Source organism: Vibrio sp. Isolate23, assembly GCF_022398095.1.
Lineage (GTDB): Bacteria > Pseudomonadota > Gammaproteobacteria > Enterobacterales > Vibrionaceae > Vibrio > Vibrio coralliilyticus_A.
This window is the reverse complement of record NZ_JAKEUV010000001.1, coordinates 1,289,802-1,312,627: the sequence shown is the minus strand read 5'-3', so window position 1 is coordinate 1,312,627 and position 22,826 is coordinate 1,289,802. Positions and strand designations below refer to the sequence as shown.

At 45.4% G+C, this 22,826-nt stretch carries 19 protein-coding genes; 13 read left to right on the top strand and 6 right to left on the bottom strand.

What is annotated here, in order from left to right; genetic code table 11:
* The first annotated feature begins 25 nt into the window (after positions 1 to 25).
* The 3 genes from L1D31_RS05850 to L1D31_RS05840 all read left to right on the top strand — a co-directional run bounded on the left by L1D31_RS05850 (position 26) and on the right by L1D31_RS05840 (position 2,740).
* Complete coding sequence (locus L1D31_RS05850) at positions 26 to 925, top strand: DMT family transporter (RefSeq protein ID WP_239836109.1); 900 nt, start codon at positions 26 to 28, stop codon at positions 923 to 925.
* Between the two features lie 182 nt (positions 926 to 1,107).
* Positions 1,108 to 1,872: a DeoR/GlpR family transcriptional regulator gene (locus tag L1D31_RS05845; RefSeq protein WP_239836108.1), complete on the top strand. Its 765-nt coding sequence runs from the start codon at positions 1,108 to 1,110 to the stop codon at positions 1,870 to 1,872.
* 145 nt (positions 1,873 to 2,017) lie between these two features.
* Positions 2,018 to 2,740, top strand: coding sequence for a LuxR family transcriptional regulator (locus L1D31_RS05840; protein WP_239836107.1), 723 nt, complete (start codon positions 2,018 to 2,020; stop codon positions 2,738 to 2,740).
* A gap of 289 nt (positions 2,741 to 3,029) precedes the next feature.
* On the opposite strand, the gene L1D31_RS05835 is transcribed toward L1D31_RS05840, so the two are convergent.
* The gene (locus tag L1D31_RS05835) at positions 3,030 to 4,847 is read right to left on the bottom strand and encodes a hybrid-cluster NAD(P)-dependent oxidoreductase (RefSeq protein ID WP_239836106.1); all 1,818 of its coding nucleotides are present in this window, start codon (positions 4,845 to 4,847) and stop codon (positions 3,030 to 3,032) included.
* Between the two features lie 494 nt (positions 4,848 to 5,341).
* On the opposite strand from L1D31_RS05835, the gene pyrC reads away from it, so the two are divergent.
* Complete coding sequence (gene pyrC, locus L1D31_RS05830) at positions 5,342 to 6,370, top strand: dihydroorotase (RefSeq protein WP_239836105.1); 1,029 nt, start codon at positions 5,342 to 5,344, stop codon at positions 6,368 to 6,370.
* A 52-nt stretch (positions 6,371 to 6,422) separates the two neighbouring features.
* On the opposite strand, the gene L1D31_RS05825 is transcribed toward pyrC, so the two are convergent.
* Positions 6,423 to 7,877 (bottom strand): PepSY domain-containing protein, encoded by a 1,455-nt coding sequence (locus L1D31_RS05825; protein WP_239836104.1) that lies wholly within the window; start codon positions 7,875 to 7,877, stop codon positions 6,423 to 6,425.
* Positions 7,878 to 8,006: 129 nt separating this feature from the next.
* On the bottom strand, positions 8,007 to 8,360 hold the full coding sequence (locus L1D31_RS05820; RefSeq protein WP_239836103.1) for a hypothetical protein: 354 nt from the start codon (positions 8,358 to 8,360) through the stop codon (positions 8,007 to 8,009).
* Positions 8,361 to 8,700: 340 nt separating this feature from the next.
* On the opposite strand from L1D31_RS05820, the gene uhpT reads away from it, so the two are divergent.
* The 4 genes from uhpT (at position 8,701) to L1D31_RS05800 (ending at position 13,693) form a co-directional block, all read left to right on the top strand.
* Complete coding sequence (gene uhpT, locus L1D31_RS05815) at positions 8,701 to 10,092, top strand: hexose-6-phosphate:phosphate antiporter (RefSeq protein ID WP_019275811.1); 1,392 nt, start codon at positions 8,701 to 8,703, stop codon at positions 10,090 to 10,092.
* 148 nt (positions 10,093 to 10,240) lie between these two features.
* Entirely contained in the window at positions 10,241 to 10,852 is a 612-nt protein-coding gene (gene uhpA / locus L1D31_RS05810) for a transcriptional regulator UhpA (RefSeq protein WP_239836102.1), read from the top strand.
* A complete protein-coding gene (uhpB, locus tag L1D31_RS05805; RefSeq protein WP_239836101.1) occupies positions 10,852 to 12,363 on the top strand; it encodes a signal transduction histidine-protein kinase/phosphatase UhpB in 1,512 nt (503 codons plus the stop codon). Before uhpA ends, uhpB begins: the two co-directional genes overlap by 1 nt.
* A gap of 10 nt (positions 12,364 to 12,373) precedes the next feature.
* A complete protein-coding gene (locus tag L1D31_RS05800; protein WP_239836100.1) occupies positions 12,374 to 13,693 on the top strand; it encodes an MFS transporter in 1,320 nt (439 codons plus the stop codon).
* Here the strand turns inward: L1D31_RS05800 and L1D31_RS05795 are convergent.
* From L1D31_RS05795 to L1D31_RS05785, 3 genes are all read right to left on the bottom strand, one after another.
* On the bottom strand, positions 13,690 to 14,073 hold the full coding sequence (locus L1D31_RS05795; RefSeq protein ID WP_239836099.1) for a cytochrome b562: 384 nt from the start codon (positions 14,071 to 14,073) through the stop codon (positions 13,690 to 13,692). The genes L1D31_RS05800 and L1D31_RS05795 overlap by 4 nt on opposite strands.
* A 79-nt stretch (positions 14,074 to 14,152) precedes the next feature.
* Positions 14,153 to 14,896 (bottom strand): phosphatase, encoded by a 744-nt coding sequence (locus tag L1D31_RS05790; protein WP_239836098.1) that lies wholly within the window; start codon positions 14,894 to 14,896, stop codon positions 14,153 to 14,155.
* A 48-nt stretch (positions 14,897 to 14,944) separates the two neighbouring features.
* Positions 14,945 to 15,394 (bottom strand): SRPBCC domain-containing protein, encoded by a 450-nt coding sequence (locus tag L1D31_RS05785; RefSeq protein WP_239836097.1) that lies wholly within the window; start codon positions 15,392 to 15,394, stop codon positions 14,945 to 14,947.
* A 167-nt stretch (positions 15,395 to 15,561) separates the two neighbouring features.
* Between L1D31_RS05785 and L1D31_RS05780 the strand changes: the two genes are divergently transcribed.
* The 5 genes from L1D31_RS05780 (at position 15,562) to L1D31_RS05760 (ending at position 22,822) form a co-directional block, all read left to right on the top strand.
* Positions 15,562 to 18,438: an HD domain-containing phosphohydrolase gene (locus tag L1D31_RS05780; protein WP_239836096.1), complete on the top strand. Its 2,877-nt coding sequence runs from the start codon at positions 15,562 to 15,564 to the stop codon at positions 18,436 to 18,438.
* A 344-nt stretch (positions 18,439 to 18,782) separates the two neighbouring features.
* Positions 18,783 to 20,285 carry a glucose-6-phosphate dehydrogenase gene (gene zwf / locus L1D31_RS05775; RefSeq protein WP_239836392.1) on the top strand — a complete coding sequence of 501 codons (1,503 nt, stop codon included), beginning with the start codon at positions 18,783 to 18,785 and terminating at the stop codon, positions 20,283 to 20,285.
* Positions 20,282 to 20,998: a 6-phosphogluconolactonase gene (gene pgl / locus L1D31_RS05770; RefSeq protein WP_239836095.1), complete on the top strand. Its 717-nt coding sequence runs from the start codon at positions 20,282 to 20,284 to the stop codon at positions 20,996 to 20,998. The genes zwf and pgl overlap by 4 nt, the downstream gene beginning before the upstream one ends.
* Positions 20,999 to 21,035: 37 nt before the next feature.
* Entirely contained in the window at positions 21,036 to 22,484 is a 1,449-nt protein-coding gene (gene gnd / locus L1D31_RS05765) for a decarboxylating NADP(+)-dependent phosphogluconate dehydrogenase (protein ID WP_198562046.1), read from the top strand.
* Between the two features lie 200 nt (positions 22,485 to 22,684).
* The gene (locus L1D31_RS05760) at positions 22,685 to 22,822 is read left to right on the top strand and encodes a hypothetical protein (protein ID WP_239836094.1); all 138 of its coding nucleotides are present in this window, start codon (positions 22,685 to 22,687) and stop codon (positions 22,820 to 22,822) included.
* The last annotated feature ends 4 nt before the right edge of the window (positions 22,823 to 22,826 follow it).

Below are 22,826 nucleotides of genomic sequence, written 5' to 3'. Positions count from 1 at the left end.
CTGTTCACTTTGAGATGAGGCTCACATGATCTACTTACTTCCACTACTTACCGTTTTCATCTGGGGAGGGAATTCGATCATCAACAAGATGGCAGCTTCCGTTATCGAGCCTAGTGCGATGAGCTTCTTTCGTTGGTTTTTTGCCATGCTAGTGCTCACACCTTTTTGCTTACCGAAAGTGATTAAACAATGGCCTATCATCAAACCATATTTAAGCAAACTCGCATTTCTAGCCATGCTAGGTATGGTGTTAAACCAATCGCTGGGTTATTACGCAGGCCTTACTACGACTGCATCTAATATGGCTTTGATCACCGCATTAGTACCACTTCTCAGTGTATTTATGAGCGTGCCGTTACTCGATAAAAAAGTCTCTCTTCTAAGCATCATTGGTGGTGTCATTTCACTTGCAGGTTTATCTTTTATGCTCGGACAAGGGGACATAGCTTTCTTTTTACATCAAAATGTGACTCAAGGTGATGCATTGATGGTTTTAGCGGCTTGTTGCTACGCAGCTTACTGTGTACTGATAAAACGCTGGAAGATGCCTTTGTCTAACTGGACACTCATCTATATGCAAGGGATCTTTGCAGTCATCATGCTCGCGCCTCTTTGGCTTTCTAGTAATCATCTCACTCCTACAAAGGGAGCCTTCTCCCTTATCGCCTACGCCTCCATTGCCGCATCGATTCTCGCGCCTTGGATGTGGGTAAAAGCGATTGATGCTATAGGTGCGGATTCGAGTGCGATGTTCATGAATTTACTGCCTGTCGTCGCCGTATCATTAGCGGCTACTTTGCTAGGAGAAAATATTCAGAGTTACCACCTGATGGGCGGTATTATGGTGATCTCTGGCGTCATACTGTCACAAATAAAACGAAAGCCGAAGGTAGAACAAAGTCTGCAAAAAGTTAAGCCAGTATGAATGTTCGCCAAAAGCCACAATCGCAACCGAAGCACCCAACTCAAAAACGGATCATTTTTATGTTCGTTTATGTGAACATTTTCTTAAAACGAACCTTAATCAGCCAGTTCCGCTCATAAATCATTGCTTTGCGTTCCTCAAACCGTAGAATTGCTTTATTCCAACAGACAAGGATATTGTTAGTGAAAGCCATCAAGCGTCACCAAGAAATCATCGAGCTGGTGCAAACTCAAGGTTTTGTGAGCACTGATGAGTTAGTCGAGCGTTTTGACGTGAGTCCGCAAACCATTCGTCGTGATCTCAACGAACTCGCTGATGAAAACAAAATTCGCCGAAATCATGGCGGGGCGACGATCGCCTCCAGTTCCGAGAACTCCTCTTATCAAACTCGCCAAATTTCCTATCAGAAGGAAAAAGGCCAAATTGCGCTGGAACTGGTCAAGCACATCCCTGATGGCGCAACCTTATTCATTGATATTGGTACGACCCCGGAAGCAGTCGCCCGTGCCCTGCTAGGAAAACATCATAACCTACGCATCGTAACCAACAATATCAATGTAGCAACAATTCTAATGTCTAAACCGGATTTCAAGGTTATTCTAGCCGGTGGTGAAGTTCGCGGTAAAGACGGAGGTGTCACAGGTGAAGCAACCCTCGATTTCATCTCTCAGTTCCGCCTAGATTTTGGCATTCTAGGTATTTCAGGCATTGACTATGACGGCTCATTACTCGACTTCGACTATCACGAAGTTCGTGTCAAACGTGCAATTATTGAAAACAGCCGCTCAGTATTTCTAGGCGTAGACCACAGTAAATTTGGCCGTAATGCCATGGTAAAGCTAGGCACTATCGCTGATGTTGATCTCATTATTACCGATAGAAAACCACCGAAAGAAATAGAGTCCTACGCCAAAGAAAACGACACTGTTCTTCAAGTTGTAAAATAAAGAAAAGGCGCATATCGCGCCTTTTTCTATTCTTGTCACTAATATGCTTAAAAATTCCCCACTCTCACTTTTAACATGAGAAAAATATTACATAACTCGAATGTAATTTGTTATAAGTAATAAAAAGCGGCGTTAATAGCACTAAATGAAAGAAATTTTACGTCTGATAGATAACTACCAAACCATTGATTCTATTGACTCAATGGTCAGATTGCTGGATCAGTTAAACACGATTGTAAACAGCGAGTATTTTGTACTTGGTGTATCGTTTGACCCACATATTAAAAATGGTCGATTTATCGTTGTAGATAACTTTCCGGACGAATGCCGTAAAGATTCATGCAATCTTGAATTAATGTATGTTGATCCTATTTGCAATTTTGGCGCATCAAACTGTATGCCTAGCGTTTGGGAATCAGCCAAACAAATAGATGTTCACAGCCAGGCGCTTTATTCCTTATCGCATATTCAAGGAATAGAACAAGGTATCAGTATCCCCATTCATGGATTAAATGGTGAAGTGGGTATTCTTAGTTTCGCCACATCAGACGTTATTGCTCACCCCGCTAATCCTGATGCATTACTGTTTACTCAGTTGATTGTCCCGCTCATTGTACAGAACTTACCGCACTTGCCTTTGACTTCACAAACTAAGCACTCTCAAGCGATGTTAACTAACAGGGAAATTGAATGCCTGACTTGGGCCGCCGATGGAAAAAGTGCTTTAGAAATTGCAGAGCTCGTTGATTGCACTGAACGAACCGTTAAGTTTCACCTGAGTAATGCGTGTAAGAAACTCGGAGCGACCAACCGCTGCCAAGCGGTGACAAGAGCCCTACTCGGTGGGCATATTAAACCACATCAATAAGGGAAAGTAGTCTCCTCTACTTTCGTTCTAAATAATCAGAGCCGATTTGATTGGCTATGTCTATATTTTTCACTCTAATCCACCATTTAGTATCAAGTTTAATACAAAACCTGTCCGATCGGACAGTTACACTATCCTATTGTTTTTAATATCATTATATCACTGAGTTACGACACGTCAGTTGGCTCAGACTGATGAATACGATCCAAATACAAATGAAACAAAGTATTCACACTAAAAAAAGCCCCGAATCATTGATTCGGGGCTTTTACCTTTTATAGAGCTAGATTTAGTTCACCACTTCAATATCCGTTTCAGGGATACAACAACATGCTAAAGCAACGCCCATGTTCTTTTCGTGATCTTGTAGCCCTGGTACATCTGGTTGGTGAACTTTTCCTGATTCAACCGTCACCTTACATGCACCACACAAACCAGCGCGGCAGCTATGAGCAATAGCTACCCCAGCATCTTCCGCTTGCTCTAACAACGGCTTTTGGTTATTGCCCGTAAAGATGTTGCCATTAACACTTAACTGAAGCTCTTTAAGTGGTTGCAGATTGGTTTGAGAAACACCGAACGCTTCTTGGTGATAGCACTCCTCCGGTAACCCTTTCTTCAGCAAGAGAGTTTTCGCCTGTTCCATAAAGCCATCAGGTCCGCATACAAAGACCTGCCTTTGCTCAACATTTTCGATCTGCTTTAAGTGCGCGCTAGTCAAACGTCCTTTTAAGCCGAACCAATCCACAGGCGGTTGAGACAATGCGATCAAGACTCTCAATCCAGGGTGTTGGCGTTTGTAGCTATCTAACTCTTCTTTGCATGGGATATCTTCAATGCTACGACACTGGTGATAAAAGGTGACATCATCAGCCTGATCGTGATCAGAGAGGTACCTCAACATGGACAGCATAGGGGTCACACCACTCCCCGCAGACAAGAGCAAAATGGGTTGATCGTGTTTGTCTCCAAGGTGGAAGCTGCCATCAGGGTTTTCGCAAGCTAACGTATCACCGACTTTCAGGTTGTCGTTCAGCCAGTTAGATACTCGCCCACCATCAATACGTTTGACAGAAATAGCCAACCGCCCAGGCCTTGAAGGACTGGAAGAGAGCGTATAGCGACGCGCGACTTTTTCACCATCGATATCAACTGAAATCGGTAAGTGCTGACCGGGTTGGTAGACAGGAGCCGTGCCGTGTTCTGGCTCTAGCCAAAATGTCACAAAGTCACGAGCAATCTCTTCACGTTCAACACACGTCATCACCAATTTTTCCGGAGTGTTGTCTGGATAGAACTCTTTCTCTTTGTACTCAAGGACTTCCACCACATCTCCCTGGCGAACCATACCTTCATTCTTAGCGACTAAGTTTTGACCGAAGAAAACGCCACCTCGTTCATTGGCGCGAAACTGGGATAATGTGTTGAGTGGCTCTTTGCTTGGTCTGAATTCGCCTTTGTCAACGTCGACTGTTGTCAGGATGCAACGCTCACACGCTTTCACCGCTTCAAACTCCACTTCCCCAATACGAATTAGCTTCCAGCTGTCTTCCTCAAACGCCTCAGTCGTAGAAACAATCAGGTTTGCACGGAATTGGTCCATAGAATGTTGTTCAGGGCTGCGGCGGTTTAGTTCGTCCAAAGAACCCTGACCAATCACAAGCATTGGATAACCGTCGGCAAAGCTGACATTACCCCCAACTTTCTCTCGTACTCGCTTTGATTGCTCGCCTGAAAACAGCAGCTCTACTCTCTGCTGCAATACATCACTGAACCAGTCGTCCGCTTCGTCCGTTGTAGTATACGCGGTGAAATTATCTTTCCATACCCGAGCAAGCGCTTCCTGCATTTTAAAATCTGAGTACTTTAAGCGAAGCGGCGGTTTGCCTTCAGCAACAAAAATTAAACCATCTGGCGTCAAGCTCGACTGAACTTTAACCATATGCGGATACTTACGTGCCGTCACCATGGAACCATCGGACAAAGCAAGCATAAAGCGACGGTCAAACATCAGACCTTGCTTTTCTACCCAAGCAGAAGATTGGCTGATACCGCCTAAGGATTTAACTGGGAAAACGTTGATTTGAGACAGAGTTGGAGCTGACATTGCTATTCCTGAGCGTTGTTATTTGCTGCAATTATACCCGACTATCTAACAAGATGTTTCACCAAGATGCGCGTACCGATCAGAAAATCAACTCAGCATTTTATCAACTATGTAATGAAGGCTAAAGCGACGCCATGAAGATGTCGAAATATGTCTTTGTCTTGAAAACTGTTAACACCCCACTCCCTTATGTAAGAACCCATTAAATTAACTTGTTCTAATGTAGAGCCTCGCTAGTATGGATTTACCGCATTATCCCAGATGCGGTACTCCAAACATTGTTGTGTTGTATAACGGAATATGAAAATCCGATATTTCAGGGTTAACGGATTAGCCCTTTTCTTTCTTCCAACCCACTTCAAAAGTAAAAAACAGATGCATTAAAAGGCACTTTGCACTATCATCCTGTCGCCTAAGCGTAAGCGTTTGCCTTCACAGTTTTCGTTGATGCTTAGGCTCCAATCAGACAACTTATTATTATGGTGGGAGCAATAATGACAACACTTACGATCACTCGTCCTGACGACTGGCATGTTCACTTACGCGATGGTGATGTTCTAACAGATACCGTCCGCGACATCAGCCGCTACAATGGTCGAGCGCTAATCATGCCAAACACAGTCCCACCCGTTACCGACACTGAAATGGCACTCGCTTATCGTGAGCGCATCATGGCAGAAAAACCAAGCGAACAATTTGAGCCCTTGATGGCGTTGTATCTGACGGATAACACTTCACCCGATGAAATTCGCAAAGCAAGAGCTTCAGGTAAAGTGGTGGCGGCCAAGCTCTACCCTGCTGGTGCAACAACCAACTCTGATTCTGGTGTGACTTCTGCTAAAAACATCTACCATGTGCTTGAAGCAATGCAGGAAGTTGGCATGCTACTTCTGGTCCACGGTGAAGTGACGACTCATGATGTCGATATTTTTGACCGTGAAAAAGAGTTTCTAGATACGGTTTTGGCGCCCATCGTCAATGATTTCCCAGAATTGAAGATCGTACTTGAGCACATCACAACGGCAGATGCGGCCACTTTTGTTAAAAACGCCAACGATAATGTTGCAGCAACCATCACAGCTCACCACCTGCTATACAACCGCAACCACATGTTGGTTGGTGGAATTAAACCTCACTTCTATTGCCTACCGATTCTTAAGCGCAACACCCACCAAAAAGCGCTAATTGAAGCTGCAACCAGCGGTAGTAAGAAGTTTTTCTTAGGTACAGATTCCGCTCCTCATGCGAAAGGTATGAAGGAAGCAGCATGTGGCTGCGCTGGTTCATATACTGCTCACGCAGCGTTAGAGCTTTATGCAGAAGTGTTTGAGCTTGAGGGTAAGTTAGAGAACCTTGAAGCATTTGCGAGCCACAATGGCCCTGACTTCTATGGTTTACCGCGTAACTCAGATACCGTGAAGCTCACTAAAGAAGAATGGGCAGTTGCAGAATCAATGCCATTTGGTCAGGACATTGTCGTGCCAATTCGCGCTGGTGAGACCATCGACTGGTCAGTAAAATAACCAAGCCATACGTGAATCAGGCCACCAATAGGTGGCCTTTTTTGTTGTTGTACTAGGCTGCTGACGTTTCCATTTTCTGCCGGAAAACAAACCAGTCAATCACTCCAAAGAGCACGATAGTCACCGCTGCTAGCGGGAAAAAGACTGCAACCATAGCGAGTGTAATGGCACCTACCTTCCAGATACCATCACTTTCAAAGCGAGGCGGAATACCGACTCGAGTCTTGCCTGATGGCCTTCTGATCCACCACATCACAATACCAGTGATGGAAATAGAGATGAACGCTACACAAAACAAAACATTGAGTATCTTGTTCACCACGCTGACATCCCCTTGGTGCAAAGACACGCCTGCTGCCATAAATTTAGCGAACAAACTGTAGTCTTCCCATGTCACATCCACCAACACTTCACCTGTATACTGGTCTATGTGAGTGGTTTTGTCTTTTCTCGGATCGCTAATGTCGCCCGCCATAGAATTCGCTGCTAGCGTATACACACCCGTTTCAGACTGAGGTAAAAAGAGATTGAACTGAGTAAAACCAAGGCGCTGTGCTTGCTCGACTATCGAATCGATGCCGATACTCTGACTGATATCATACGAGCTATGTTCATGATGAGTATGATCTTCGCTGCCATGAACATGCCCCTTTGATTCAGGTAACGGAGCCTGTTCTAAGTTCCATGGCATTTCTTCCTCACTACCGTGGTTGAGGTCAGCGTGAGTCAGCTGTGACTCTGGCTTATCGCCCCAAGTGTAGTACGTAGGAAACGTATTCCACGCCTGAACCAGCTTGCTGCCCCAAACGCCAGCCCAAGCCAAACCTGAGATGACAAAAAACAGCAACACAACCGACAACACACCACCCAAGTTCGCGTGCAGATCGCGCATCAAGATACGTGTCCCCGATGTAAAGCGCAGTTTCAGAAATCCCGCTTTACTTGCATTGTCCCGTGGTAACCATAAATAGATGCCCGTTACCAAAAGTAAGATACTCAAGCTTGCAGAAACCTCGATTAAGTAATCACCCCATTGGCCAATCAACAAGGTTCCATGGATTTCATTCGCAAGCTGATACCAGCTGTCACTGCGATCTATTTCACCTAATACCTGACCACTATAGGGATTCACGGTGGCAAACACCGAGGTGCCATCTTCCAGACGTACACTGAACTTATTGACCAGGTTGGCTTCAGCAGCAGGGATATACTGAGTAACTTGCCCAGATGGGTAACTAGCTCGAACGCTTTCTAGCTGCTGCGAAACCGGAACTTTTGAAGATTCAGGCATAACAACCAACTCATCCTGATATCGAGCTTGTTCGATTTCATCATCAAATAGCATGACTAGCCCTGTCAGGCTGAGCATAAGCATAAATGGGATCACATAAAGGCCAGCATAAAAGTGCCAGCGCCAAGTCATGAAGTAGCGTGATTTGGTTCGAGCCTTATCTGAAGATAGGCGCAAAGATTCCTTAGGTGAAGTCTGAGTTTGACTACCCAACATTACAATTTCCTTTTTATTGCGCGCAGCAAAACCCTTCGAATTCAATCCGAATTAATCATTCAATAGTGTTTGCTGAACGTAGACTTTACAGTGAGGCGCTATGCCTTATTTAATTATTTTATTTTTATATCAAGCAATAAACAAAGGCGGCGCGCGTGGGAGTGCAAGCTGATAGCGAACGCTTAGAGCCAAAAAAGCATACGCTTCATCACTCACATACGACTGTCGTGTAAAGTAAGGTGGTGTTGGAAGTGAATCCTGATGGAAAGAAGAAAAGTGACTGAATGGACAAGGCTTGCCGTGCTGAGTTTCCGGTTTACCTTCTTCGACCTGAACCAGCTCGAAACCATTGATGGTACATAACGTTGCCCAAACTCCTGCGTTTGAGCCGTGCGCATTTATGACCGGCATCAGAGAAACGAGCAGCCAACTCAGGGCACTCGCCAATAACATCGTCCGGTTAAAATTCGTTGCGCGTAACATGATCACTCTCGATTTGTTAGCTGTAACTATATAACGTGAAGTTAACAAACTCAGCCAGTTGTGCTGCAAAACATAAGCTTAGTCATAACTTTTCTACAAAAAGAACAATAACTAACCGAAACGAGTCCAATCAATCATGTGACACTATTCACGAAACACTCACTAACCAACTCGATCTAGGAAATTTTCCTAATCCGCCTAGGAGCATCTCTCAAGCCACAACGCACCACGATGAATACACTTAGCGCCATCGATTTACTCCTGACTGCCTGTCAGCTAAATCAACCTAATTTTTTATTTGCTTTGCCCAACGGGCTAAGCTGGGCTCTAAGGATTCACTATGTTGAAATTTCTAGAACAAGTGCGCAAACCAACGCTGGACCTGCCAGTCGAAGTTCGCCGAAAAATGTGGTTTAAACCCTTTTTACAATCTTACTTAGTTGTATTCATTGGCTACATGACCATGTACCTGATCCGTAAGAACTTCAATATCGCTCAGAACGATATGATCTCCACTTACGGTCTATCAATGACCGAGTTAGGTATGATCGGCCTTGGCTTCTCTATTACTTACGGCATTGGTAAAACTGTGGTGTCTTATTATGCCGATGGCAAAAACACCAAGCAGTTTCTGCCATTCATGTTGATCCTTTCAGGCCTTGCCATGCTAGGTTTCAGTATGAGCATGGGAGGCGGTAGCATCAGCCTATTCCTCATGATTGCGTTTTACGCGTTAAGTGGTTTCTTCCAGAGTACGGGCGGCCCTTCTAGCTACTCAACCATCACCAAATGGACACCACGTAACAAGCGCGGTTCATACCTTGGTCTGTGGAACATGTCGCACAACGTTGGTGGTGCGGGCGCTGCAGGTGTCGCTCTATTTGGCGCGAATTACCTATTCGATGGTCACGTGATTGGTATGTTCATCTTCCCATCTATCATCGCTCTGATTGTAGGTTTTATCGGGATGCGTTTTGGTAGCGACTCTCCAGAGGCCTACGGCTTAGGTAAAGTGGAGGAGCTGTTCGATGAAGCTGTTAGTGAAGAGGACAATGCCGCGGAAGAGCAGCAAATGTCTAAGCGAGAAATCTTTGTTGAATATGTCCTGAAAAACAAAGTGATCTGGCTACTGTGTTTCGCCAATATTTTCCTTTATATCGTTCGTATTGGTATCGATCAATGGTCAACGGTTTATGCCTACCAAGAGCTTGGTCTATCTAAAGAAGCGGCAATTTCTGGTTTCACCTTATTCGAAGTGGGCGCTCTGGTCGGCACATTAATGTGGGGTTACTTGTCAGACTTGGCTAACGGTCGCCGTGCGCTTGTTGCTTGTGTATCACTTGGCTTGATTATTGTGTCACTCGAGTTCTACCAACATGCCACCAGCGAATTCATGTACCTAGCGTCACTGTTCGTATTAGGCTTCCTTGTATTTGGTCCTCAGTTGCTGATTGGCGTTGCAGCCGTTGGCTTTGTACCGAAGAAAGCCATCAGTGTTGCTGACGGTGTGAAAGGCACATTTGCGTACCTGATTGGTGATAGCTTCGCGAAACTTGGTCTGGGTATGATTGCAGATGGCACGCCTATTTTTGGCCTAACGGGTTGGCAAGGCACTTTTGCTGCACTGGATACTTCTGCGGCTATCTGTATCGGCTTACTTGCTTTCGTCGCCATTGCTGAAGAGAAGAAGATTCGTAAAGCTAAGAAAAAACTCGCTCAAGTAAACGCTTAATACCCCCAGTTAGCGTTATCTAATACTCGCTGTTCTGCCTGAATCAGAGAGATATAGATAGCGCTTTTTTTAGTTCCAAACGCTATTTGCCTATTGGTACACTTAACGGTACCTTACCCCGCATTCTGCCTTGCTTTGGATAACTGCCATGATTAATGTTGCTCTCGTTGATGATCACGTCATCGTCCGATCCGGTTTCGCCCAGCTTCTAAGCTTGGAAAGTGACATTAACGTTGTTGGTGAATTCAACTCTGTGTCCGATGCCAAACAAGGCTTGCCAGGCAGCGGGGCTAATGTGTGCATTACCGATATATCAATGCCTGATGAAAGTGGACTGAGTTTACTTGAGTCGCTCCCCTCTGGCATCGCCTGCGTCATGCTGAGTGTCCATGACTCGCCAGCGATGGTAGAAAAAGCGCTTGAAGCAGGGGCTCTTGGGTATTTGACTAAACGATGTAGCCCGGAAGAGCTGGTTCAAGCTGTGCGAACCGCATCCACTGGCGGCTGCTATTTAACCCCAGAAATTGCATTGAAGTTGGCCTCTCCTAAAGCAGCAACCGCTTCATTAAGCCAGCTAACTAAGCGGGAGAAACAAGTCTGTGAACTGCTCGCGACGGGGATGGATGTAAAGTTAGTGGCCAACCAGCTCGGCCTGAGCCATAAGACGGTTCACGTCCATCGTGCCAATGCGATGGACAAACTCGCGGTCAAAAACAATGTTGAATTGGCTAAGCTGTTCAGTCAGGAAATCCCGCTCTAATGCGCAACTACCTAATCACTTCTGTCTGTGCTTGGTTTATTACCCTGTGTAGTTGGTTTTGCTTATGGGTCATTTCTTATTACTTCGTTAATGATGCTGAGCTGGCAATTCTCTTTTTCCCCTTCGCCTTGCGACTGGGCGTGACATTACATACAGCCAAGAAGCATTGGCCTGCAATTTATGCAGCAGAATGGCTGCTAACGATATCTCTTGCGCTATTGTTAGACCAGCCTCAATGGCTTACCGTTTTAGCTGCCAGTGCCGCCAGTATTCCAGTCACCGCTATGGCGGTACGATTTAACTATGGTGCGCAATCTCAGCGATTGCTGGTTCAAGCGGCTGTGATTATTGTGTCGTCGCTGATCAATGTTGCTGCTGTGAGTAGTCACGTTGAGTCAACCAGCTTAGTTTGGCTGGTTAGTGTCACTGGTGGACTCATGCTGGTCCCGACCTGCTATCTGGTCTGGAACTACCTGTTTCAAAGTACTTGGTTACCTCTAACCTCCAATTTGATCAGTCAGCCGATTCAATTCAATATAAAGCCGATTATCCTATTTATCGCCCTTTTCTCTGTCAGTATTGCCCTGCAAATAGGACTACCCGATGAATTGCGACGTTTTGCCCCGTTTTGTTTGGCAATCCCCATTATCCTGCTGGCTTTTCGTTATGGCTGGCAAGGCGCTATGCTGGGTACCTTACTCAACAGTATTGCTTTGATCGCAGCACGTAGTGGGGTTTCTCAACTTGAAATCACCGACCTTCTACTATCAATTACAGCACAAACACTAACGGGGATATTGCTAGGCGTCGCTGTACAGCGCCAGCGAGATTTAAACCAAAAATTACGCCATGAATTAAGCCGCAACCAGAATTTATCGCGCCAGCTCGTCAAAGCGGAAGAGTCCGTACGTCAGGAGGTCGCACGCGAACTACATGATGAAATAGGCCAAAATATTACTGCTATCCGCACCCAAGCCAGCATCATTAAACGAGTCGAAAATCCAAAGATGAGTGCCAATTGCGCCACCACCATCGAATCTTTATCACTGAATGTTTATGACACTACTAAAGGGCTGTTGACTCGCCTCAGACCCAAGGCACTGGATGATCTTGATCTGGTCGAAGCTCTGCAACAGTTAGTTCGCGAAATGGAGTTTGAGCAGCAAGGCGTTGAAGTCTCGTTCAAGCTAGAAGGTGGGCATGTATCTACATTAAGCGATGCGACCAGTGCGACCTTGTATCGGATATGTCAGGAAGCTCTTAACAATGCACAGAAATACGCTCAGGCAAGCCGTTTAGAGATTGATATCAAACTGGGAGACGAAATCGAGCTCAAGATTCAAGACAACGGTATTGGATTCAAGCTACAGGACAGCCAAAAAGGCTTTGGTTTAAAAGGTATGCAAGAGCGTGTGCAAGCACTCGGTGGGCGATTTAATATTCGCAGCCATAGCCAGCATGAATCAGATCAGCATGGTACTTCTATCCGTGTCGAACTACCGGGGATTTGAGGTGTAGCTTATGTCCGACTCTATCGCTCAACCTAATCACACTACCCACGAGGTGAAATCGACTTACCAGTACTGGCGACTGCATATCATGGTCGGTATGTATCTCGGCTATGCCGGCTTTTACTTCACCCGCAAGACTTTTAACTATGCGACACCTGCTTTGATCGCAGACTTAGGTTTAGATAAAAGTGACATAGGTTTGATGGGCACGTTCTTCTACTTGACCTACGGCTTGTCTAAGTTCATTTCCGGCATCGTTTCCGATCGCTCTAATCCGCGCTACTTCATGGGGCTTGGATTAATTGCAACGGGCATCATTAACATTCTGTTTGGCTTATCCAGCTCACTCTATGCGCTGTTCACGCTTTGGGTGCTCAATGCCTGGTTTCAGGGCTGGGGTTGGCCTTCCTGTTCAAAACTGCTGACGACATGGTATTCACGCTCTGAACGCGGCTTCTTCTGGGCTATCTGGAATACCGCTCATAACGTTGGCGGAGCCTTAATCCCTCTTGTGGTCGGTTATATGGTGCTGCATTACAGCTGGCGAGAAGGCTTTGTTATTCCGGGGATTATTGGTGTCATCATCGGACTGTTCCTTTGCTGGAGACTGAGAGACAAACCGATCACCATGGGGTTACCCACCATTGGCCGATGGAAAAACGACAAGCTTGAGCTGGCACAAGAGAACGATGGTATTGGTCTGAAACCCCACCAAATTCTACGTACCTATGTCCTAAACAACAAATATATTTGGTTGCTGGCATTTAGCTACGTGCTGGTGTACATCGTTCGAACAGCAGTCAATGACTGGGGTAACCTTTATCTTACCGAGCAGCACGGCTTCGATTTGATCAACGCAAATGCCGCTTTATCCTTGTTTGAAATCGGTGGCTTTATCGGTTCTTTGGTTGCGGGTTGGGGCTCAGATAAATTGTTCGGTGGAAATCGTGGCCCAATGAACCTGATTTTTGCGATGGGAGTTTTCTTATCAGTGGCCGCTTTATGGCTAATGCCAGTGACGAATTTTGCTTTTCAGGCCGCTGGATTTTTTGCCATTGGATTCTTTGTGTTTGGACCACAAATGCTGATTGGTATGGCCGCAGCAGAGTGTTCGCACAAAGATTCAGCGGGTGCGGCGACAGGCTTTGTCGGGTTATTTGCTTACATGGGAGCAGCCTTGGCAGGCTACCCTATGGCTATCATCATGGAGCATTTCCACTGGACTGGTTTTTTCGTCACCATTTCGATCTGCTCAGCGGTTATTGGACTGTTACTTCTACCCTTCTTGCAGGCACAATTCAGCAACAGTCCAAATCAAACATCAATTTAGCCGAATAGCTTACTCCAAATGCTTGGGTTACGTTTGTCGTGATATTCAATGCGAAGCTCATCGACCTGACGTAAAGACTCTTTTGCCGACGCCATATCGCCAGCGTCCAATTGCGCTTCTACTTTATCAAGCGCACCCGATAGCTTATTGAAGCCTTCAAAGTAGACATCAAACTTTTCTGGTGGGTAGTCACCACGCTTTGACTGCTCTACCAGTTCAGACAGGTTAGTCACCGCTGTCTTCATTTCGGTAATTTCAGTTGCTTCAGCAGCGTGTTTAAATTCAACTTTCATTTGCTTCATTGTTGCTTTCAGGTCGAAATCCGACGCAAAAGCCTGTACCGATACCATCAGTGCCAAAGCTGGAATTAACTTTCTCATTGTATTGTTCTTATCTTGGAATAGGAGGGGAAAGTGTACTGAATTCAGTCAGCACACTTGAGATGAAAATTGTATCAACTTATAAATTGACGTAATCCTCGATAGGTGCTCGACCACGTAGTTCAAGGAAATTGAGGAATTGGCGAGCAGAATACGTGATAACCCGCGCACTGTCGATACCGACATCATCCATCAAATCAGACACTAAACTGAGATTACCAACATCCTGGCAGAAATGAGCATCACTACCCGTGGTAAAATACACTCCAAGTTTTTTACCAATCTTGGCGATTTCGTAGCAACGTTCAACACTTCCCAGTCTGCTGTTGCCTTTCAATGTGGTGTTGTTGATTTCGATTGCTACGTTGTGCTCTCTGGCACACGCTAGAACCGATTCAAAATCAAAGTCGAAGTTCGGATTACCTAGATGCCCCAGAGCATCAACTCGACCGCTGCGAATAGTATTGATGAGGGCTTCAGTGTGCACTTCTTTACTAGAGGGACGAAATACAGGCTCATGGAAGCTGGCGATAGCCCAATCAAGATTGGCCTCTGTAGAAGAATGGATATCGACTTCACCTTGAATGTTGAGGATATTGGATTCAACACCACGAATCACCGCAACGCCTTCAATGAATCGAGGCAGCACCCGTTGATTTGAGAAGAACCAGTAATGGGGAGCTCCCGGCATAGATTCAGCGTGATCAGTGGTACAAAACATGTGTAGGCCATTTTTCTTCGCCAATCGAGCATTCTCAATCAAGGTGCTATAAGCATGACCACTGGCATACGTATGAGTATGAGTATCAACAACAAGCTTCATAAAGACAATTTACCTAAGTCTCGTAAAAATTTGATCTACTTTACCAGCCTACGGCTTCTGTTGCTCACATATTACTTTTATCAATGGTAACGCTTTTTGCCAGCCACTATTGAACATGCTGACAAAATCAGGATGAGTTTCAATTGTCACTTTCAGTAATACTGAGTTTTCCAGAGGTGTAATCTGATAGCTTTCTTTACTACCAATCCACTTTTTGGCCGAGTCACTGTCTATATCTTGGATATGCTCCGGGTTAAAGATTGCAATATGATGATATTCAATTACTTTGTGCTCTTCGATCCGATCTATCACCGCTCTTGTCCCACCTAATTCAGGGTCAAAAAACGAGACATGACTCCCTTCTAACCACTCACCTTCAAATTGAGATTGGGGTGAAAATGCCCTTGCCCATTGTGAATACAGCTCCACCTCTGTGAGCACTTTCCAGATAACGCTTGGCGTTGCCGCCACTTCTATCTGATAGTTTAATGTTAACATCCCGTTTCTTCCCTCAATTACACCTCTAATAGTTATAGTCGATTCAGTGATATATTACCTTTATAAATCATAAAACTAACGACTGCCCTATCACTAAATTAACGACAATTTTTGCATGATTCGCATATTGACCAATACTTAATAAGTGATTTGTTATTGGGTGATACATGAAGAAACGTCGCTATTCGTTAAGTATCCATATTACGAGCTTATTTTTAGTCCTGACGACTTTAGTCGGTACTGTGCTCATTGCCATAAGTTATCGCCACTCTCAAGAGCTACTCACCGTCAGCGCCAAAGAGCTGAGTAGCGAAAATAGCCGTAAGCTCGAGTCAACTTTCAAGGTGCGAGCAGGACCAATCCTTACTACTCTAGACTTTATGGCTCTCAGCGCAGCCATTGATCAACGACAAGCCCCGGTTAAGGCTAAACGATTCCTTTCGTCGTTAGATTTAATATTCAAAAGAAATCAAGGTGTGGTAGCGCTTTTCTATGCCAATGAACAAGGTGAGTTCACCATGCTTCGTTCGCTTCGTGATGATAAAACACGAGAACGATTCAGGGCGCCACCGACAGCCAGCATGATGATTAACTTTACTAAGCCAAGTGGCTTAAATGAGTTTCACTTTTTAGACAGTAAACATAGAAAGGTCGGCTACAAAAAGACCCATGATAATGAATTTGATCCTAGAGTGAGGCCGTGGTTCGTAAATGCAGACCCAGATGGCGATATTCGCCTCACTGAGCCATATTTTTTTTACTTTCTCAAAACCAACGGCGTGACTTTATCGCGCCGCTCTGCGGATGGAGGAAAAGTCGTAGCGGCGGATTTCACACTTTCTTCTCTATCACAACAACTTAGTGAGATAGGCTTTTCCGACAAAACGAAACTGATCCTGTTTGACAACCAGTTCCGAGTACTCGCCCAGCACCAGACGAATGTCGACCTAACTCAAGAGAAGGACCAAATACAGACACAGCTTGAAGACAGCTTGTTTGCCCCTATCTTAGACCGCCATAGTAGTCAAACTCTCTACGAGCCCGTCGTCCATGACGGTAAAAACTGGTCAGTGACACTCACCCCTGTTGTGCTCAACGAACACGTGCGTCTTTTATTGGCAGAAGCTACACCACAGGAAGATTTACTAATGAATCTTCTTTCCATGCGCGACAGGCAAATCACGGTCGCAATGGCGATGCTCGCACTGAGTTTTATTGTGGTCTGGATTGTTGCCAACAGACTGGCGACACCATTACAAAACTTGGTGCTGCTAACAGATAACATTGCACGCTTCGATTTCAAAAAAACTCGCTATCCTAAGAGTGTTATCAATGAGGTCGCAAATCTTACGGAATCCATCGAACTGATGGAGCATACTCTGCATGATCTGCTGAGATTACTCAGAGAGACAGCAAGTAATCAGGATTTCTCTCTCTTAGCAAAAACCATCACTCACCAAAGTTACCTTGTCACACGAGCCGAAACCATCATTCTGTACACGCACTCTGATAAGAAAAATACCTTCGACATGGCCGCAAACCACGCCATTATTCCTTTTAAAATTGAGCTGAATGAGTTTCTGACTGAAACCGCTTGGTTAGAAACAGATTTACGCCGAGGTGAAATCGTGCACCTCAACCGAAGTGATAACGCTCTCAGCCCACATAAGGATATTTTCTACAACTCTGATATTTACTTCTTCCCGCTACTTAATCGGGACAAACAACTAGTGGGTATTCTGCTACTCGGTTACGAAAGAGCCATCACCAAGGAGCAGAGTGATAAACACGCTTTCCTCAAAGAGTTGTTAAGCTTTGCAGAAATCGCCAAGGAAAACATTGATCAAATGCAACAGCAAAAAGATATGCTGAATGCGTTTATCGAGCTGATTGCCTCATCAATAGATACCAAGTCTCCATATACAGGTAGCCACTGTCAGCGCGTCCCAGAGCTGACTAAAATGCTCACTCAGGTTGCTCAGGATGATGACCATTATTTCCCCCAGTTTGAAATGGATAAAAAGCAATGGGAAGAGCTACATTTAGCCGCATGGCTGCATGACTGTGGCAAAGTGACAACACCAGAATATGTCATCGATAAAGCGACCAAACTCGAAACCATTTATGACCGTATCCATGAAATTCGAATGCGCTTTGAGCTCCTTAAAACACAAGCTGAAGTTGACTACTGGCAAGGGCTGTATAATGGCGGCAGTGCGACCGAATTAAAGCATACGTTGAAGGAAACACATAGAACCTTAGACGAAGAGTTTCAGTTTATTGCTAACTGCAATGTCGGCAGTGAGCAGATGGAAGAATCGGCCATTGAACGTCTTAAGACTATCGCTCAAAGACAATGGAAACGCACCTTAGACGATCAAGCCGGTGTTTCTTGGGTCGAAAAACAACGAGCGGGCGAACCCGCTGCATTACCCGTTATGGAGCCCTTATTAGGTGATAAGCCAGTTCATCAAATCCCATGGACTCAGGGCGAAAGCCCGCAAGATGTTTGGAAAGAGAACTTTGTCCTTCAACCAGGAAAACTTAAATACAACCGCGGTGAGCTATATAACCTTTCTATTCGCTATGGCACGCTAAACGATGAAGAACGATTTATCGTCAACGATCACATCATTCAAACCATTACCATGCTTGGCCGTCTGCCTTACCCAGAACACCTCAAAAACATCCCAGAAATTGCAGGCGGACACCATGAACGTATGGATGGCAAAGGCTACCCCAGAGGTCTCAGTGAAGAACAACTCTCTATCCCCGCTCGAGTTATGGCTATTGCCGATGTTTTTGAGGCCCTCACATCCAGCGATAGACCTTACAAAAAAGCCAAAAGCCTCGCTGAGTCACTCAATATCATGACGCACATGGCAACCTCAGGCCATATTGATCCTAAGCTCTATTTATTATTCTTAGAGCATGAAATCGATCAAAGTTACGCTGAGAAGTTTTTAGCGCCAGAGCAGATCGTTCCCGTTGAGCGTGAAGAACACATCCAAACCGTCAAAGCGCATCTGAAAACCTTGTTCTAACGCAGCAAGAAACCTTGCAATAATGTCTTAAAATTAGAGTTTTAACTCCATACAGGAGTTCTTCTCACCATTCCCAATAAGTTATATATAATCAATGACCTAACATTATTATTAATCAATATTTAATCGATTGCCTTCACAAAGGTTGATGTATATCAAAGACTCATAGACAATACGCTGCCGAATTGAGATTTATCTCTATAGCTCAAGAAGGTTAAGGTTTTGGCTATCAAACTAATAGACATCACCAATTATCAATTTTGAAGTCCCGTTGATAGGGTTGGCTCTTCGAGTCGCCAGCATTGACGGCACATGATAACTACCTCGTTTCTAAGGGAAAGATGATGGTAATACCAGAAAACAGCAGCATCGTTATTTTTGGTGCTTCGGGCGACTTAACCTATCGTAAGTTGATCCCTGCTTTATACCACCTTTATGCGAGTAAGCAGCTTCCAGAAAACTTCGCTATTCTAGGCGTTAGCCGCACCGAATACAGCGATGAGTCTTACCGCGAAAAACTGAAGCACTCACTTCAGGAAATGGAAAAAACTGAGCCTGCAACGCTAGATGCATTCATTAACCACCTGCACTACCAAGCGATCAACACCTCTGAAACCGCAGACTACAGCAAACTGGTTACCCGTCTTGACCAATTGTCGGAGCAATACAACTTCGAACAGCGCAACACTCTATTCTATTTAGCAACACCACCGAGTTTATATAGTGTGATTCCAGCCAGTCTCGCAGCCCATGGTTTAAATAATGAAGATGAAGGTTGGAAACGTCTAATCATCGAAAAACCATTTGGCTATGATCTTGAATCAGCACAAAAGCTCGATAAAGAAATTCACGAACACTTCCAAGAGCATCAAATCTACCGTATCGACCACTACTTAGGTAAAGAAACGGTTCAAAATTTATTGGTTTTCCGCTTTTCTAACGCAATGTTTGAGCCGCTCTGGAACCGCAACTTCATTGATTACGTTGAAATCACAGGGGCGGAATTCTTAGGCGTCGAAGAACGTGGCGGCTACTACGATGGCTCTGGTGCGGTGCGTGATATGTTCCAGAATCACTTACTGCAAGTCCTCGCCATGGTAGGGATGGAGCCACCAGCACAGATCAATGCTGACTCTATGCGTGATGAAGTCGTCAAAGTACTGCAATGTCTTAAGCCCTTAGATGAAGAAGCACTGCGTAATGACCTAGTGCTTGGTCAATACACGGCTTCTGACGTTCGTGGGGAGCACCTTATTGGTTACCGTGAAGAGAATGGCGTCGCTGACGATTCACGAACTGAAACCTACATCGGCTTGAAAGCGTACATTAACAATTGGCGCTGGAACGGCGTACCATTCTATGTACGTACTGGTAAACGATTGCCAACACGCGTAACAGAAGTGGTTATCCACTTTAAGAACACACCGCATCCAGTGTTTGGTCAAAATGCACCTGAAAACAAGCTCATCATTCGTATCCAACCGGACGAAGGCATCCAGATGAGCTTTGGCCTTAAGGAACCAGGTGCTGGCTTTAAAGCCAAAGAAGTGAAAATGAACTTCTCTTACAATGATTTGGAAGAGACTCAGATGCTAACCGCGTATGAGCGTTTACTACTTGATGCTTTAAATGGCGATGCTACCCTATTTGCGCGTACTGATGCGGTTGAAGCCTGCTGGCAATACGTTCAGCCAATTCTCGACTTTAAACAAGACCCACAAGCGCTATTTGGCTATGCCTGTGGTACATGGGGCCCTAAAGAAGCGGATGATCTACTTCAGCGCGCTAACCGAGCTTGGCGTTTCCCATGTAAGAACCTAACAGATACGGACTACTGCGAACTATGATCAACCATAAGATCTTCCCAACAGCAGAACAGGTGGTAGAGAGCTTAGCGAACGACATGAAAGCGTTCAGCGAACTAGGTCGACCTGTTCACATTTCACTGTCTGGTGGCAGCACACCTAAGATGCTGTTCAAGCTACTATCAACCGATACATACGCAACCTCAATCCAGTGGAACAACCTACACTTCTGGTGGGGTGACGAGCGCTGCGTCGCACCTGATGACGCTGAAAGTAACTTCGGTGAAGCAAATACTTTGCTTTTCAGCAAAGTCGAACTGCCAGCAGACAACATTCACCGCATCCGTGGTGAAGAAGAGCCAAAAGCAGAAGCAGAGCGCTTCGCGAAAGAAATGGCAGATGTGATTCCAACTGAGAACGGCACACCTGTTTTCGATTGGATTCTGCTAGGCGTCGGTGCAGATGGACACACAGCATCACTATTCCCAGGCCAGACTGATTATCAAGACGAGAACCTATCGGTATTGGCTTCTCATCCTGAATCAGGCCAGATTCGTGTTTCTAAGACGGCAAGAGTTTTAGAAGCCGCTAAACGTATCAGCTATCTTGTACTTGGTGCAGGCAAAGTTGACATCGTAAACGAAATTCATACTACTCCGGCAAGCGAGCTGCCATATCCAGCTGCGAAAATCCAGTCTAAAGCTGGTGAGACCGAGTGGTACTTAGATTCAGACGCAGCAGCAAAAATCGCGTAATGCGAGCGTCCATTTTTAGAGAAATTGGAGAGAAATAATGAAAGGTGATATCGGTGTAATTGGCCTAGCGGTAATGGGTCAAAACCTTATCCTGAACATGAACGATCACGGCTTTAAAGTGGTTGCTCACAACCGTACTGCTGCGAAAGTAGACGAATTCCTAGAAGGCCCAGCAAAAGGCACTAACATCGTTGGTGCTTACTCTCTGGAAGAGCTAGTTGAGAAGCTAGAAGCGCCACGTAAAGTGATGCTAATGGTTCGCGCGGGCGACGTCGTTGACAAGTTCATTGAAGCTCTTGTACCTCTGCTAGACAAAGGCGACATCATAATCGACGGCGGTAACACTAACTACCCAGATACAAACCGTCGTGTTGCAGCGCTTCGTGAGAAAGGCATCCACTTCATCGGCACTGGTGTATCTGGTGGTGAAGAAGGTGCACGTTTCGGTCCTTCAATCATGCCAGGTGGCGCGGTTGAAGCTTGGGAAGCGGTTAAGCCTATCTTCCAAGGTATCTCTGCAAAAACTGACGCTGGCGAACCTTGTTGTGACTGGGTTGGTAACGACGGTGCTGGTCACTTCGTTAAGATGGTTCACAACGGCATCGAATACGGCGACATGCAGCTAATCACTGAAGCGTACCAGTTCATGAAAGATGGCCTGGGTATGTCTGCAGACGAAATGCAGGCAGTATTCGCTGACTGGAACAAGACTGAGCTAGACAGCTACCTAGTCGAAATCACAGCGGACATCCTTGGCTACAAAGATGAAGACGGTGAGCCACTAGTAGAGAAGATCCTAGACACTGCCGGCCAAAAAGGTACAGGTAAATGGACAGGTATCAACGCGCTAGACCTAGGTATTCCACTGACGCTAATCTCTGAATCTGTATTCTCTCGTTGCCTATCTGCACTAAAAGATCAACGTGTTGAAGCGGAATCTCTATTCGGCAAGACAATCACGCCAGTTGAAGGTGACAAGCAAGAGTGGGTTGATGCACTTCGCCAAGCTCTTCTAGCTTCTAAGATCATCTCTTACGCTCAAGGCTTCATGCTAATGCGCGAAGCATCTAACGAGAACGGCTGGGACCTAAACTACGGTAACGTAGCGCTAATGTGGCGTGGTGGTTGTATCATCCGCTCTGCATTCCTAGGTAACATCCGTGATGCGTACGAAGCGAACCCAGATATCGCATTCCTAGGTTCAGATGACTACTTCAAAGGCATCCTACAAAACAGCCTAAGCGCATGGCGTAAAGTCGCGGCTAAGTCGCTAGAAGCAGGTATCCCAATGCCTTGTACTATCTCTGCACTGTCATTCCTAGATGGTTACACTACAGCGCGTCTGCCAGCTAACCTACTTCAAGCTCAACGTGACTACTTCGGTGCTCACACTTACGAGCGTACTGACCGTCCACGTGGTGAGTTCTTCCACACAAACTGGACTGGTACAGGCGGCGACACAGCGTCTACTACTTACGACGTATAAATCTGCTTAAAGGGGCTTAGTACGGTATTTTGTAATACCCGAAACTCCTACTACAATTAAGACGTTATGGAGGATGTTAGCCTAGCTCGCATCCTCTATTTTTTGAAACCTACAACAAGGAGTCGTGTGAGTTCTCACAACGGCATTGGTGAATAGCTTAACCTGGATGGTTTATAACAATCTAAATTGAGGTTCTTGAAATGACTATTAATAAGTACTTTGTCTTTGTTCTTTCTATTGAAGAAGCTAAAGCGAAAAAGGAAAGTGAAGTGGTAAAAACTAAGGAAGCTCAACGTCAGGCATTAGTAAAACAGGCGCAGCAACAGGGCGGACTGTAAAGGC